Source organism: Psychrobacter sp. PSi21, assembly GCF_054960615.1.
Map to the genome: position 1 here is coordinate 280,467 of NZ_JBHNYR010000001.1, position 14,355 is coordinate 294,821.

General features: G+C 47.7%; 15 protein-coding genes. 8 read left to right on the forward strand and 7 right to left on the reverse strand.

Annotated elements, in window-relative coordinates; translation table 11 throughout:
* Positions 1–164 precede the first annotated feature (164 nt).
* The gene (locus ACFI32_RS01200; RefSeq protein ID WP_462624661.1) at positions 165–2,042 is read left to right on the forward strand and encodes a TPR end-of-group domain-containing protein; all 1,878 of its coding nucleotides are present in this window, start codon (positions 165–167) and stop codon (positions 2,040–2,042) included.
* Between the two features lie 142 nt (positions 2,043–2,184).
* Here the strand turns inward: ACFI32_RS01200 and ACFI32_RS01205 are convergent, their stop codons facing one another.
* The 4 genes from ACFI32_RS01205 to ACFI32_RS01220 form a co-directional block, all read right to left on the reverse strand.
* A complete protein-coding gene (locus ACFI32_RS01205; RefSeq protein WP_462624662.1) occupies positions 2,185–2,556 on the reverse strand; it encodes a CrcB family protein in 372 nt (123 codons plus the stop codon).
* Position 2,557: 1 nt separating this feature from the next.
* Complete coding sequence (gene tsaD / locus ACFI32_RS01210) at positions 2,558–3,619, reverse strand: tRNA (adenosine(37)-N6)-threonylcarbamoyltransferase complex transferase subunit TsaD (protein WP_462624663.1); 1,062 nt, start codon at positions 3,617–3,619, stop codon at positions 2,558–2,560.
* A gap of 124 nt (positions 3,620–3,743) precedes the next feature.
* Complete coding sequence (locus ACFI32_RS01215; RefSeq protein WP_462624664.1) at positions 3,744–4,316, reverse strand: c-type cytochrome; 573 nt, start codon at positions 4,314–4,316, stop codon at positions 3,744–3,746.
* A gap of 41 nt (positions 4,317–4,357) precedes the next feature.
* Positions 4,358–4,780, reverse strand: coding sequence for a hypothetical protein (locus tag ACFI32_RS01220; RefSeq protein ID WP_462624665.1), 423 nt, complete (start codon positions 4,778–4,780; stop codon positions 4,358–4,360).
* Between the two features lie 365 nt (positions 4,781–5,145).
* Here ACFI32_RS01220 and rpsU point away from each other — a divergent pair, with 365 nt between their 5' ends.
* Together rpsU and ACFI32_RS01230 are read left to right on the forward strand one after the other, a co-directional pair.
* Positions 5,146–5,361 carry a 30S ribosomal protein S21 gene (gene rpsU, locus ACFI32_RS01225; RefSeq protein WP_199508379.1) on the forward strand — a complete coding sequence of 72 codons (216 nt, stop codon included), beginning with the start codon at positions 5,146–5,148 and terminating at the stop codon, positions 5,359–5,361.
* Positions 5,362–5,615: 254 nt separating this feature from the next.
* A complete protein-coding gene (locus ACFI32_RS01230; protein WP_462624666.1) occupies positions 5,616–6,065 on the forward strand; it encodes a GatB/YqeY domain-containing protein in 450 nt (149 codons plus the stop codon).
* A gap of 51 nt (positions 6,066–6,116) precedes the next feature.
* Here the strand turns inward: ACFI32_RS01230 and ACFI32_RS01235 are convergent, their stop codons facing one another.
* Entirely contained in the window at positions 6,117–7,763 is a 1,647-nt protein-coding gene (locus ACFI32_RS01235; protein ID WP_462624668.1) for a M48 family metalloprotease, read from the reverse strand.
* Positions 7,764–8,074: 311 nt separating this feature from the next.
* Between ACFI32_RS01235 and ACFI32_RS01240 the strand changes: the two genes are divergently transcribed.
* From ACFI32_RS01240 to thiS, 4 genes are all read left to right on the forward strand, one after another.
* Complete coding sequence (locus ACFI32_RS01240) at positions 8,075–8,548, forward strand: sulfurtransferase TusA family protein (RefSeq protein ID WP_462624669.1); 474 nt, start codon at positions 8,075–8,077, stop codon at positions 8,546–8,548.
* A gap of 224 nt (positions 8,549–8,772) precedes the next feature.
* The gene (rpoH, locus tag ACFI32_RS01245) at positions 8,773–9,663 is read left to right on the forward strand and encodes an RNA polymerase sigma factor RpoH (protein WP_462624826.1); all 891 of its coding nucleotides are present in this window, start codon (positions 8,773–8,775) and stop codon (positions 9,661–9,663) included.
* Between the two features lie 74 nt (positions 9,664–9,737).
* Positions 9,738–10,109, forward strand: coding sequence for a DUF423 domain-containing protein (locus tag ACFI32_RS01250; protein ID WP_462624670.1), 372 nt, complete (start codon positions 9,738–9,740; stop codon positions 10,107–10,109).
* Positions 10,110–10,179: 70 nt separating this feature from the next.
* Positions 10,180–10,380: a sulfur carrier protein ThiS gene (gene thiS / locus ACFI32_RS01255; protein ID WP_462624671.1), complete on the forward strand. Its 201-nt coding sequence runs from the start codon at positions 10,180–10,182 to the stop codon at positions 10,378–10,380.
* 375 nt (positions 10,381–10,755) lie between these two features.
* Here the strand turns inward: thiS and hpf are convergent, their stop codons facing one another.
* Positions 10,756–11,130 (reverse strand): ribosome hibernation-promoting factor, HPF/YfiA family, encoded by a 375-nt coding sequence (gene hpf / locus ACFI32_RS01260; RefSeq protein ID WP_462624672.1) that lies wholly within the window; start codon positions 11,128–11,130, stop codon positions 10,756–10,758.
* Between the two features lie 367 nt (positions 11,131–11,497).
* Positions 11,498–13,120, reverse strand: coding sequence for an RNA polymerase factor sigma-54 (gene rpoN / locus ACFI32_RS01265; RefSeq protein ID WP_462624673.1), 1,623 nt, complete (start codon positions 13,118–13,120; stop codon positions 11,498–11,500).
* Positions 13,121–13,418: 298 nt separating this feature from the next.
* On the opposite strand from rpoN, the gene ACFI32_RS01270 reads away from it, so the two are divergent.
* The gene (locus ACFI32_RS01270; RefSeq protein WP_462624674.1) at positions 13,419–14,294 is read left to right on the forward strand and encodes a nitrilase-related carbon-nitrogen hydrolase; all 876 of its coding nucleotides are present in this window, start codon (positions 13,419–13,421) and stop codon (positions 14,292–14,294) included.
* Positions 14,295–14,355: the final 61 nt, after the last annotated feature.

A 14,355-nucleotide genomic window follows, 5' to 3' on the forward strand; every position in this document is an offset into this window, starting at 1 on the left:
TAATGAGGACTTGAACACTAGGCTATGGGATAGTGATAGCAATGGTTCGAGTTACCTAAATAATTGCAGTGTACTTTCTGAGAAGTGGCACAGAATATGGGGTATTCTCTATCAAAGTAAGCCGTTCTAAGCTTACAACAATCAAATAATATTGGAATCAATCTATGAGCCAAAAATACGCCATCCGTGCAATCTCTTATCCTTACGACAATTATTTTTTTACGGAAAAACCCGATAGTATCACCATTGATGAAATTTTTGATAGCAAAGAACAAGCACAAAATAGACTCGAAGAACTATTAAGTGACACTTATCGTGAGTATCAGGCAGTTGAACAAAATATACAATATGGCGAAACATTTGGCTCATTTGATATCTTTGCAGGATATGGCTTGGAAGATGTAATTCAAAAACTTGAAAACTTCTATGAGCAAAGAACAGGTGAAACCCTAGAATCCTTTGAACAACTATTGACCCTGCCATTAACGGACGAAGACGTTGTCGAATTTATGATGGTATCGGGTATTAATCAATATGACATGATTCCACTTCTTGATGAGGAAACAGATTTATATGCGGTTTGGATAAACGGCGCCCAAAAATACTTTGGACAAATCTATGGGCAAACTATTACTCCTTTTAATAATAATTATTTAGCCTTTAATGGCGATGAAATGATGGCAGAGTTTGTGGCGTGTCTAGAAGATTACTGCCCGAAAGGTGAGCTTTCTGAATTAAGTAATCAACCTCAAGCTGTAGCTAATCTTCTTAATAACGTAAGTTATATCCATTATTTTGAGGGGAATGAATCAATTTATATTGAACTAAATGATTATAGTTTAGGTCGTTATAAAGATATGTCTGAGTTAGTCCAGTTAAATGCCTTACTCAAAAAACCGTGGTTTGAAATCAGACCTATTACTCCAACACAGCTACAGCAATTAAACACAGAATTTATTGAAAAAAATAATGCGATTATCTTGGGGCAACAATATTTTGCTAAAGCAGGTGCCGTTGATAATTTACGTTTTACCGATCAAGATGAAAAATATCAGGCGCAACTTGATGCCATCAGTTATTATCAGCAAGGCGTGAATTACGCTAGGCAAGCATTACTCACTGATGATGAACCCGACCAAATCAAATTACTAATATGCAATAACCTATACCGATTAGCCAATCTTGCCGATAGTACCGCCACTCTGCTTATAAAGAAAGACGATAATAGTGATGAGCCGCGCTTTTGTCAGCAGTATTTACTAGCTATCATGAATCATTGGCAAGTTGCGATTAATTCCTATAGCACCATGATGGCGATTGATGATATTAACTCTTTTGATCATAAACTTAACTATGCAATTACTTGCTATACAGAATATACGCTACGTCTATTAGATATTTATCTTAAAAACGAGTTTGCTGATAAAGATAAATGCATGGCAATCTATCTACGTTGGTTATCAGAACTAGCAGACTTATTAATAATCAGCAGGGAAAAATTTGGTGATGAACTATTGCAGCGTAATACGCCGGTATTAAAATTTGAGAATCAGTTAAAGGTGCCGATTATCAAAGGACTGTCACACCTAATGTTCAATGGTGGCTTAGACGCAGGTACATTTGCAGATATTGTCAGCTACACAGACTCAAACCAAGCGGGACAATATTATGAGATCGCCAAAAAAATGTTGTACCAAGCATTGTTAATAAACCCAAAAGCTGGCACTGCTAAAAGCATCTTGAGTATGTATGTTCGACACTATCAAGCGGATAAACAACAACTTAACGATCAACTAGCTGCAGCAAAAGAAAAATTCTACGAATTTTTAGCGAAATATCCTGAATTTTTGGGCGAGATGTCATATAACAGGGCGTGTATAGCCGGGTTAGAAAATGATGTTGAAGAAGCGATTAAGTACTTAAAATTATCTGAACAAACAGGCTATTTACCTAGTAAAGAACAAGTTATTAATGATCAGGATTTTAGGAGCATTTCTGCACGTATGGAGTTTCAACAATTTTTGTCGATGATTGATGAATAAAACAGTTATTGTTTAAAAGGTATACCCCAACGAAACCAGTCATCTTACCTTTTTAGCTCATTAACAGACCATTTAAAACAGACTGTATGTCGGTCACTACTTAAATCAGACCACTAATTGAGCAAGTGATATCGATAAAAGCTCAAAGTACACTTTTAAAGATATAAAAGCCAATCGCGGTCGCCATCAACGTCAAGCCGACATGCAGACCGATCAACCCCAGTCCTGCCAGCACTTTTCCTGCATTGATAAAACCAAACACCTCAGCGCTAAAGGTGCTAAAGGTCGTCAGTCCGCCCAAAAATCCTGTGATCACAAACAGCTTGACGTTGGCATGTAGCCCTGCACCCACACGCTCAAACCATACCAGCGCCAATCCGATCAAAAGTCCGCCCAGTATGTTTGCGCCCAAAGTCCCAAGCGGTATCCAGCTGTGTATCGGATTAAAGCGCGCCAGCCATGCGCGTATACAAGCACCCAGTGCCGCGCCAAGCCCTATCGCAAGCCACTGCACCCTAAGCACCTTGGCCACTGGTAATCGGTGGCAGCTCGGTCATCGGCCAACGCGGGACACAGCTGACGGCCAGATCATCGGCTTGATCAGCCTGCAAACGCTGGTAGCCTGCATAGGCGATCATCGCGCCGTTATCGGTACACAGCGCGGGCGGCGCATAGTGGACAGTGGCATTGATTTTTGTCAATTGCGCTTCGAGCGTTTGACGTAAATGGGTGTTGGCACTGACCCCGCCTGCAATGACCAAACGGCTCATTTTGACCTGCTTGAGCGCTTTGACGCATTTTTTGACCAAGGTGTCGACCACCGCATGCTGAAAACTTGCAGCGATATCAGCGCGTACTTGTGGATCACTATCCACGCCTGAGCCTTCGGTGTCTTTAATCAGATTGTGTACCGCAGTTTTCATTCCACTGAACGAAAAGTCCAAGCCGCGATGCAGCATCGGTCTTGGCAATGAGTAAGCATCAGGATTGCCAGTTTCGGCAAGTTTGGCAATGTTTGGCCCACCAGGATATGGCAATCCCAGCATTTTTGCGGCTTTGTCAAAGCACTCCCCTGCCGCGTCATCAATAGATTCGCCCAAAATTTCATATTGTCCCACGCCATGCGCGGCAATCAGCAAAGTATGACCACCAGATACCAGCAGTGAGACAAAGGGAAAGGCTGGCGGATTGGCTTCCATCAGCGGCGCCAGTAAGTGCCCCTCCATATGATGAATACCAATGGCAGGAATGCCTAGGCCATAAGCCAAGCTGCGGCCAAATAACGCACCCGTCATCAGCGCCCCAATCAAACCAGGCCCTTTGGTATAAGCAATCGCATCGATATCTTGTTTGTCGATACTGCATTGATCCAGCAGCTCATGCAATAGCGGCACCAGCTTGCGAATATGATCACGACTGGCCAGCTCAGGCACCACACCGCCGTATACCGCATGTAGCTCAATCTGCGAGTACAGCACTTGTCCGAGTAGGCCTTGGTTGTCGGTACCCATTTGCTCACTATCAAAAATCGCCAGCCCCGTCTCATCACAAGAGGTCTCTAAACCCAATACTTTCATGCTTTTGCCTTTATGTCGTCGATAGCGTGATGGTCACAGTGTGTGATATGTCCTTTTTTAGCCAAAAAAAACCGTCACTGCGACTTACAATGACGGTCAGTTTAGCAAATTTCAATCACAAATATCAGCTGGCAGCGTCGATCATATAATCTACCGCCGCATGCACTTGTGCTTCGCTAACATCAGCGTTCACTTGTGCTGGCATTTTATTAAAGCCTTTTGCGGAGTGTAGATATAAGGTTTCTTTGCCTTTAGTAAGACGCGGCGCCCATGCGGCCTTGTCACCAAATTTGGGGGCGTTTAGCAGCCCACTGTCATGACAGACTTTGCACTGCTTGTTATATAGCGTTGCACCAGCATCCGCTGCAAGCGGCGCTTGGTTTGCATCAAGGCTGGCGTCTGCCGTCTCAGTACTGCTATCGCCAGTGGCCTCTGCTGGAGATGGACTGACGGCGGGCTCGGCATCTGTGGGCATGTCTGCTGTCTCTGCCTCTTTGGCTGGCGTCGCTGCAGGCGCTGTGGCGGGTTCAGTGACCGCGTCATCAACCGCTGGTTCAACGGCCGCAGCGCTGCTTGTGCTGGTCTCGCTAGATTCCGATGCGGGCGGTAAGCTCGTTTCAGGTGTCTCACCACAGGCGGTCAGCAAGCCACTACCGATCGCCATAACCACTAACCATTGATATCGCGTGTGCATCATAATCTGTCCCCTATCTCAATAGGCGTCTTTCAACAAGCGTCTTATTGCGCTGCGCTCTCGTCCGCTACTGGCATTTCTGCCTCTGCCATGTCTGCTTCAGCATCCGCACTCGCTTCGGCTTCGGCATTGTCGTCAGCCATCGTAGCGTTATCATCAGCGCTGGCTTCAGCCGCATCACCAGTGATTTCTTGCTCAACGCTTACCGCTTCGCTTTCAGTCGCACCAGCTTCGTCTGCTGCTGTCGCATCGTTGGCTACTGCGGTTGCCGAGCTCTCTTCAAAGCCCATGTCTTCGGCTTCAGGCGCATTGGCACGTGCCAGCTCAGCCGCTTCATCAACCATATCAACGGCCATTACTTCGCCATGCTCACCGCCTTCTTCATGACCACCGCACGCACTGATACCAAACCCTGCAGTTGCTGCTAGTGTTGCCCATAGCGCCATGTTTACTACTGTCTTTTTCATCCAAATATCCTCAAAAAATTGACCCAAAAGCATGAAACTGCCCACTACTAGATGGCGATTATAATAGCATAAAGTCAACCTAAAACGTTATAGACAGTAGGGGATTTTGGCTGAAAAACGCCATCCTTTTTGATAGCCATCAAGGCAATAACCGTAATATAGCCTGCTATTTTGATAAAATATGGCGATAAACACAGGAAAGGCTTTGACTTTATTGAAATTTTTAAGTAAAATACTTGCCCTTGTGCTACCTGCGCAAGATAATCCTAGTTTGAGCTGATGCCTGTGATTTGAGACATCATGGCTAAATACTAATACACAGCCAAGCTAATGCCCTTGTTATCTCATCCTCATAAGGAGCCTTCATGCCTGCAGTTAAGGTTAAAGAAAACGAACCAGTTGATATCGCTATCCGTCGTTTCAAGCGTGCTTGTGAAAAAGCCGGCGTTCTATCAGACGTACGTAAGCGTGAATTTTATGAAAAACCAACGCAAGAGCGTAAGCGCAAAAAAGCCGCTGCCGTTAAGCGTTACAAGAAAAAATTACAACGTGATACCATCCGTACCACGCGTAAGTACTAATCGCCTTAGCGTTTAGTTTTCCACTTTGATGGCGTGCCTACGCGCTTGCTGACCAAAGTGCTACTGATTCGTTTGCCCTTATTATGATCAATGCCCTATGTGGCAGTATCCATATAACCTTTGGCAAACCTAGAAGATACTCTGCTCTATACCAGCGCCACTGCTATCCATTGATATCAGTGGCGTTTTTTGTGCTACACTTTTTAGCAGTATTTTAGCGTGATCTCTCAATAGAAAAAGGAACCATAACGGTCATGAGCGAACTTAAACAAAACCTATCTGATCAAATCAAAACGTCAATGAAAGCGCGTGAGCTTGAGCGCGTCAAAGTCTTACGCAACGTACAGTCAGTCGTCAAGCAAATCGAGATTGATCGCCAAATAGAGCTGAACGATACGGATGTGCTCGAAGTATTGCAAAAGCAGCTCAAGCAGCGCCAAGAGTCATTGGCTATTTTTACAGAAAATGGCCGTGACGATTTGGCGACTAAAGAGCAGTTTGAGATTGACATCATCAACGAGTTCATGCCCAAGCAGATGGATGAGGCAGAACTGGCTGCATTGGTCAATGCTGAGATTGCCGCCCAAGGCGCGATCTCAATGCGTGATATGGGTAGTGTGATGGGGGCGCTCAAAGCCAAAACCGCCGGACGCGCTGATCCTGCTGTGATCTCAAAGCTGGTTAAAAGCGGCCTACAAGGCTAGTTGGTTTTGTCATAACCCCGCTAGAGCTGCGCTCGTATGCGTATCAACCGCCTAAGGCTTATAGTCTTTGGCGGTTTTTACGTCTGCAATTTCTTTGGCGATACTGGCAAGCAGTGGTCTGGCGCTGCTGCTTTGGCTTTGCGCCTGCAGTTGCTCCGTCAGCTGCTTGGCCTGTGTCAATGAGGTGAGCGCGGCGTCATAGCGGCCGTTCCACAGCTGGTCTTGGCTGCGATAGCGCAGCGCATTGATAGTGGCGATATTGGCCAGCTGCGGCATATCCGTGGTTTTGGCGATTTTTTCATTGGCCAATTGCAAGCCCTGCCACGCATAGCGATCACTGTGCTGCTGCTGGGTGAGCGGTTTGAGTAGCGCTTGTGCTTTGGTCGGTTGGTTGCTGTTGGTCAACGCGTCTGATAAATACAATCGTAGGTCACGGCGCTCAGGATATAGGCGCTGCTGACGTGCGAGTATCTCGGCCGCCTCTGTCCATTTGTTTTGTTCACTAAGTACTTGGCTGCGTGTGATAGACAGTAGCGGCTCAAGTGCTTGACGTTTTGCGCTAGGCAGTGCCTCAATCTCAGCCATAATATCAGTGGCATCTGCAAAGCGCTGATGCTGAGCATACCATGACATCAGTGCCATTTTGGCACCGATACTGTTTTTGGCAGCAGCAGTAAGCGCCGTGTGTGACACGTTTTTGCCCGTGACCTGTACGCGCCAGTAAAGTAGATCAAACAAGGCTTGATGGCGCTGCTGCTGGCTGAGCGGCAACGTCGCAAAACGCTGCGCCCGACTTTGAGCATCACTTAAGCGCTCACTACTGAGTGGATGCGAGCGTACAAAGCTGGGTAAAAACTGGTTGTTAACTTGGTTGAGCTGGTTTTGTTGATTCATGGTCGCAAAAAACCGTGGCATGGCACGCGGATCATAGCCTGCTTGGGTCATGATTTGCATACCCACGCGGTCAGCTTCACGCTCGTTACTGCGACTAAACGCCATGCTGCTGTTCATAGCGGCGGTCTGGCTGCCCATCATCACAGCAGCCGCGGCATCACCATCGACGGCAGAGGCAGCAATGGCTGCCAGCATCCCGCCGATTTGCATCATCATGGCTTGGCGGCGCTCGTCGGCACCATGCTCATAATGGCGCTGACTGACGTGCGCCACTTCGTGCGCCACCACACTGGCCAGCTCATCCATGCTACTGGCGGCTAAGATGGTACCTGTATTGAGACCGATTACCCCACCTGGCGCGGCAAAGGCATTGATACTGGGGTTGTCGATAATGACCAGTGCCAGCGGGGCTTGCTGACGGGCTTGGGCATTGAGCCGCCACGTCATCTCTTTGAGCGTCTCATTGATCCATGGGTCATGCTCCATGTTGATGTGGCCGTTGAGATTTTGTAGCGCCCATTCGCCCATCAGCTTGTTTTGGTATTGATCGGCAAAGCTCAGTCCCTGCCCTTGTAGACTGGGCAATGATAAATCTTTAGCATCATGCTGTTGCCACGAGCCATACGGCGAGCTTGAATGAGTATAGGGATCAGCGCTTGCAGACAATGGTAAGGCGTGACTATAGCTGGCCATACCACTGACCATCGCACTGCACATCAGCAAACGCACATGGCGTGGCCGAGCCAGAGACACAGCAGCCTTATTGGCAACATGAAACGAAATTAAACGAGTGGGCAGGCGCACAGCGGTATCCTATACTGATGATATCAAAACAAAAAATAGAGCTGACTTCGACTATACGAGCTTGGCTTGGCAGCGTCAATGCCCATCTTCTGTGCACTACCAATGTCTAAGCAGGTGTCACCTTCGTGCAACATTGCACACTTAATTGCGCCTACCGTTGATAATGAGCCATCATGATTGGGGCAAGATTTGTTATAATAAGGGGCTTGATTATCGCGTCGTGTGTCGCTTCTATCTTAGTCAGCATAGTGCTGTGACAGCTCGCTGATACGCACGCTACAAGTTTTATTTTTATCGTAAGGTATTCATCTATGTCAGCTGATCACGCTTCACCTGCTATCACGTCTTCACCTTATTATGTGGCTGTCGACACGACCTTACCTGATGCGGTACAAATTGCGATGAACGCGCATTTGGCCTTGCTGCCCGTAGCATGCGCGCGCCTAGTAGACAACACAAGTGAGCATATCAAATCTGCGCTCATCCTACGTGGTCTGGTTGATGGGCGTGGTCTTGCCTGCCCCATGCCGCTGCTAAAAACCAAAGTCGCGCTACGTACTATCGCAGCTGGTGAGTCGCTTTATGTGCTCACCACTGATCCCAACTCGCGCGCCGATATCCATGCCTTTTGTCAACAAACTCATAAAATAGGCAGCGCTGATACATTGCAGCTCACAGTCAACCAAGCAACCGAGGCAACCAAAACACCTGAGATGCCTGACAGCCCAGCACAGGTATCCGATACAATATTTCACTTCATCATTACCAAAACCGATAGCAACTGATCGACGCTATCCTTTACAATTAAGATAATAATAATATTTCATCTGTGTATTTGTTCACTTATTTGATCAAGGTCAAAGATATGGCTACTATTTCTACTGATTCGGACAGCGCGCCGAGTGTGCCCGACACTGACGACGCGGTAACCGATACCAATGCGGCACGTACGGCAGCGCTTGATGCCGCAGCCAAGCGCCCTCCCTACGATGCCAGTACCCTTGGTGACATGCGTACCCGTGATTTGGTGCCTGCCATGCCCACGCATCTGTCTGCACCAGGGGTCAACCTTGGCGCGTATATCAATACCGTTCACCAAATTCCTATTTTAACGCCGACCCAAGAGCAAGAACTGGCGCACCGTTATTACGATGACGGCGATGTCGAAGCCGCCAGACTGCTGGTGATGTCACATTTGCGCTTTGTGATTCATATTGCCCGCAGTTATTCAGGTTATGGTCTGCCGCAAGCGGACTTGATTCAAGAGGGCAATTTGGGCTTGATGAAAGCGGTCAAACGCTTTGATCCCAATAAAGGCGTGCGTTTGGTGTCTTTTGCAGTTCATTGGATCAAAGCGGAGATTCATGAGTTTGTGATTCGTAACTGGCGTATTGTCAAAGTTGCGACCACCAAGGCGCACCGCAAATTGTTTTTTAACCTGCGCAGCCTAAAAAAAACCAATAATCAGCTGACCATTGAGGAAGCCGATGCCATTGCCAAAGACCTCAACGTCACACGCAAGCAAGTGCTGGAGATGGAATCACGCTTGACCTCATATGATGCGTCGTTTGAGACCCAATCAAGTGATGATGACGATGGTCGCTATGCCCCGCAGCTGTTTTTGGAAGACGGTATTGATCCTGCCGAGATGGTTGAAGAGTCCGACTGGGAAGAAAACAACTCCTCTGCTTTGATTGCAGCGATGGGAACGTTAGATGACCGGTCACGAGACATTGTTGAGCAGCGCTGGTTGGCTGAGCAAAAATCAACCTTGCATGAGTTGGCCGCCGTATATTCCATTTCCGCCGAGCGAGTACGTCAGATCGAGAAAAACGCCATGGATAAGATCCGTGAAGCCATGACCATCGACAGTGTCATCTTGCCTGATGATGTACAATAAAGATTAACGCTGTCGCATGATGGATAAAAGTGGTGGTTTTGTTTGGCAACTCAGCAATTAAAAGTAGGCTTCTGATGAATTGGATTGGTATCGCAGCGCTCAATCTGGCGATTGCAGTGGCGCTCGGCGCTTTTGGTGCGCACGGCTTAAAAGCCATGGTCAGTGTGCAACAGCTTGAATGGTGGCATACGGCAACGTTATATTTGTTCATCCATGCACTTGGGCTGTTATTGGTTGGCATATTAATACGACTGGGCTATACCAGCGCACTGACGGCATGGTTATTACAAGTTGGGGTACTGATCTTCGCGGGCAGTCTTTTTGCCATGACACTGGGCGCACCGCGCTGGTTTGGTGCGATCACCCCGATCGGTGGCGTGTTGATGATAGCCGGTTGGCTATGGCTGGCCGTTACCGCCTTTCGCGCAGGGTCACTGCCCAGTTAAACCAAAATAAACCAAACGACACGCTGTCTATAATGGACAAATAGACTTGAATAATTAAGGAAGAGCAGTTATGAGTACGATCAACGTCAACGGCAGAACCCTGCAAACCACCCACCAAACAGTGCAGCTGGTTATTAACGAATTGGGCCTCAGTAAAGGCCGCTATGCGGTCGAAATCGATGGCGAGCTGATACCCAAAAGCGAGCTTGCGCAACTGCTCATCATAGATGGGATGAATATCGAAGTGGTACAGGCGGTTGGCGGCGGTTAGGCGGCTGGTATCGGGTAAAACAAAAAAAGACCTCAAATACTGAGGTCTTTTTTGTTTGGTTAACTGCATTTTGATCAATAATGTTGGTTAATGGAAAATACGATTTAATCACACATTTGTCAGTTGGTTAATGAAATGGTTCTTGTTTGGTTTAACTGGTGTACTTTTTAATCCCCTAACTGTTGGTTAATGGACGCTGTTATCAGATAGTGATGCGATAACAGCAGCTGCGGTACATCTTTTATCTTTTTAATATATACGTCCTTATCAGTTGTGGGTTATTGGAAATTAGGTGATCGTTTGTCTCATCAAGGATAAATATATACTCATTGACCATACAGATGACCACCTAGCGAAAAAATCTACATACTGTGCTTATGAGGGTACTGGTGCATCGTCTGCCATGTCCATTTCTTCGAAACGGGCGCCACTACGTACTTTTTTGCGCTCTTGACGGGTTTTGTATTTGCGTACTTGTCTATCAAGTTTGTCAGCCATTTCATTAATGGCTTTATACATATCATCGTCGCAGGCTTGAACGAACATTTCTTGACCTGATACGCGCATGATGGCTTCGGCCTTATGGCTCTTCTTACCGCCGTCACTGGCGCCGCTATTGTCTAGTGACAAAATTACTTGAATACTTTGTATCTGATCAAAATGACGCTCTACTTTAGAAAGCTTCTCACGGACTGCTGAGTCCATGGCATCGGTAACGCTGATATGGTGACCACTGATAGAAACATTCATATTTTTGTCCTTATAGTTATTACTCTTACTTAACAGGTGAACTGCAATCCTAGGCTTGTCACCTGACCTTATCAATAGCGCCACATTCGTCTGATAAACTCTGATTTTTATATTGTCGTTATGCGGTACTACCAGTTATCAACTGCTTGGCGTTTGCTATTGATGTGTCTCTAATTTGTCATGAAAAGGCGCAGCTGGCAATACAGTATATTGTAAACAAATGTAAACATGACTTCTGTTCTTTGCAGAAATATATATAATCAGGAATTTTTATTTTTTATTCACAAATCATTACCACAGACAGCACCGCTTATTGAGCAAGGCCATAGACCTTGTTCAATCAGTCAACGCGACAGTAAACGATGGGCTAATATTTTTGTTTGCGCTGCGTCGAGGAGCCAATGTTCATGGCCTCGCGATATTTGGCGACGGTGCGGCGGGCGATATCAATACCATCAGCCAGCAGGTGTGCTTGAATGCGACTGTCAGAAAGCGGCTTTTTGGGATTTTCTTCAGTAATCAGCGTCTTGATCATGGCACTGATGGCAGTTGATGAAATATCGCCGTCACTACTGCTGACATGGGATGAAAAGAAGTGCTTGAGAGAAAACAAGCCTTGCGGGGTCAAGATACTTTTGCTGGTGGTCAAGCGTGAGACGGTGGACTCGTGCAGCTCCAACTCCTCAGCAATATCCTTTAAAATCAAAGGCTGCATCGCGGTTGCCCCTTGCTGCAAAAAAGCCTGTTGACGGCGCACAATACTGGTGGCGACACGCAATAGGTTTTGATTTCGCTCTTCAATGCTGCGGATAAATAGGCGCGCATCGGTGAGATTTTCGCGCAGATATTGGTTGTCTGGGCTATCATCACCGCGCTTGACCAAATTGGCGTATTCTTGATTGACACGCAGTTTGGGCAAAGTGTCGGGGTTTAGGCGCACATGCCAGCCCTCTTCTACCTCGTTATCACCCGCCTGCTGGCGTATCGGTGATACCAGCACGTCAGGGATGTCATAGCTGTCAGGCTGCTGCATATGATCGGGCTGCTGCCGCTCAAAAGCGAGCCCTGGGGCAGGGTTTAGGCTACGTAGCACATCAAGCGCTGGGGTAATTTGTGAGAGGACAAGACCTGTTTGCTCGGTCAATGCCTTAATGTTATTGCTGACCAAATGCTCGGTGGCGGACAGTAGCGCTTGCGCTTCTGCCAGATAAGGGGTGTTTGTATCCAGTTTGGCCAGCTGAATGGCGAGACACTCGCTTAGGTTACGCGCGCCAACACCCAGTGGGTCACAAGACTGGATAATGCGCAGTACCGCGACGATTTCCTCACGCTCGACATGCGTTTCCCACTGATAAAAACTGGCCATGGTCTCAAAGCTGCGCAGTAATTCATCAACGTCAAGCTGTACAAAGCCCATATCGTTCATTGAGTCAATGAGATAATCGGCAATCAAAATATCGGTCTCGGATAACCGCTTAAAGTTCAGCTGCCAGCGCACATGGTCTTGAATACAAGCGCAGGTCGCGCCCTGATAGCTGTCAAACTCATCTGGATCCATGCCACTGGCTGCCGATGTGGTCTGCGAGTAACTGCTGCTATCAAATGTGTCGCTGTCAAAGTCGCTTTGCTCGGTGTCTGTTGCCTCGGTGTCCACGCCAGTTTGCTGCAGCTTGTCGAGGCTATCTAACACGGCGTCACTGCTGTCCTCATATGTCGTCTCCTGAGCGGCGCTACTGCTGCTCTCTGTGCTGGCCACTGAGACTTCACGGTTCCACGCCTCAAGCGTTAAATCTGTCTCTACCTCTATGGGTGCATCATAGCCCTCGTCATCTTCCACACGCTCAAGCAACGGATTGCTGTCCAGTTTTGCTTGCACTTCTTGCGCCAGCTCAAGACTAGACAATTGCAACAGCTTAATGGCTTGCTGCATCTGCGGGGTCAGCTTCTGCGAGGTGCTGAGGGTGGCGGCCAATCCAAACGACATACTCATGGCGACGTTATTACACTCCATTGTGATGATGGTTCTGCTGCACCTTAGTTGTGCGTAACAGGCGCTTATTATTTTGAGGCAACATTGCTTTTTTTGTACAAACTTGTTATCAGTCTGCTGCTTATCAGGACATGACGATAGCATTTTTTGCTGCAATGTTGCTATGATAATTTATATCTTGTCGCAACAAGGCAAGCAGCAGCAATCTTATCACGGCAGATAGTGAACGCTAAAGCACCTAGATTGAAGACAAATCGTATGCTAATCACTGCCATTATTCAGATTATCGAGGAAAATTATGAGTCATCAACTGCGCGTCGCCGCTGTCCAACTAAACAGCCAGCAAGATCAAGCGGCCAATCTGGCAACCATCAACGCAGCGATTGCAGATGCCAAGCGCCAAGGCGCACAGCTTGTGGTACTCCCCGAAAATTGCTGCAGCATGGGCGAGCAGTTTGCGACCGCTGAGCAGTTTGAGGCGCTCTCTGCTGAGCTTGCCAGAGCGGCGCAGGCACAAGCTGTACATGTCCTGGTCGGCTCACTGCCCTGCCCGTACCGTCCCGATGGGGTTATTGTCCCTGATGGTCGCTTGCGTCAAGTCAGCCAGCTGTTTGCCCCTGATGGCACACAGGTGGCACGCTACGACAAAATACACCTGTTTACGGCGACCGTTGCCGACAAGCAGGGCAGTTATAATGAAGCGGCAACCTTTGAGCCGGGCACCCAAACGGTAGTGGCGCCCATTGCCCTTGACGCGGTGACCTATCAGTTGGGTATGATGGTTTGTTTTGATTTGCGTTTCCCTGCCCTCGCCCAGCGCTTGCGTCAAGCGGGGGCGGATATGCTAAGCGCTCCCGCTGCCTTTACTTACCTCACAGGACAGACGCATTGGTCACTGTTGCTACAAGCACGAGCGCTGGATAGCCAATGTATGGTGATTGGGGCAGCGCAAGGTGGCGAACATCATTATAAAAAAGGCGATACGCGCCAAACGTGGGGACATACCGCCATCAGCAATCATGATGGCAAGATCGTCAGTCATTATGAGCACAGCGCGCTTGAGGGTACGGCAGCAGCAGCAGGCTATCATCTGGTACTTGCAGATTTTGATGGCGCCGCGCAAGCCAAAGCGCGCGAGCAGTTGCCCACGTTTCACTGTCATCGACTGGCTTAAGCGCGAAAGCCAGCGAAAAAACAACACCGCCGCACATATTAAGACCAGCTGGTCTTAATAT

Coding starts and splice junctions, on each gene's coding strand:
- ACFI32_RS01200 (WP_462624661.1), top strand. CDS start 165: ATGAGCCAAAAATACGCCATCCGTGCAATCTCTTATCCTTACGACAAT.
- tsaD (WP_462624663.1), bottom strand. CDS start 3,619: ATGAAAGTATTGGGTTTAGAGACCTCTTGTGATGAGACGGGGCTGGCG.
- ACFI32_RS01215 (WP_462624664.1), bottom strand. CDS start 4,316: ATGATGCACACGCGATATCAATGGTTAGTGGTTATGGCGATCGGTAGT.
- ACFI32_RS01220 (WP_462624665.1), bottom strand. CDS start 4,780: ATGAAAAAGACAGTAGTAAACATGGCGCTATGGGCAACACTAGCAGCA.
- rpsU (WP_199508379.1), top strand. CDS start 5,146: ATGCCTGCAGTTAAGGTTAAAGAAAACGAACCAGTTGATATCGCTATC.
- ACFI32_RS01230 (WP_462624666.1), top strand. CDS start 5,616: ATGAGCGAACTTAAACAAAACCTATCTGATCAAATCAAAACGTCAATG.
- ACFI32_RS01240 (WP_462624669.1), top strand. CDS start 8,075: ATGTCAGCTGATCACGCTTCACCTGCTATCACGTCTTCACCTTATTAT.
- rpoH (WP_462624826.1), top strand. CDS start 8,773: ATGCGTACCCGTGATTTGGTGCCTGCCATGCCCACGCATCTGTCTGCA.
- ACFI32_RS01250 (WP_462624670.1), top strand. CDS start 9,738: ATGAATTGGATTGGTATCGCAGCGCTCAATCTGGCGATTGCAGTGGCG.
- thiS (WP_462624671.1), top strand. CDS start 10,180: ATGAGTACGATCAACGTCAACGGCAGAACCCTGCAAACCACCCACCAA.
- hpf (WP_462624672.1), bottom strand. CDS start 11,130: ATGAATGTTTCTATCAGTGGTCACCATATCAGCGTTACCGATGCCATG.
- rpoN (WP_462624673.1), bottom strand. CDS start 13,120: ATGAGTATGTCGTTTGGATTGGCCGCCACCCTCAGCACCTCGCAGAAG.
- ACFI32_RS01270 (WP_462624674.1), top strand. CDS start 13,419: ATGAGTCATCAACTGCGCGTCGCCGCTGTCCAACTAAACAGCCAGCAA.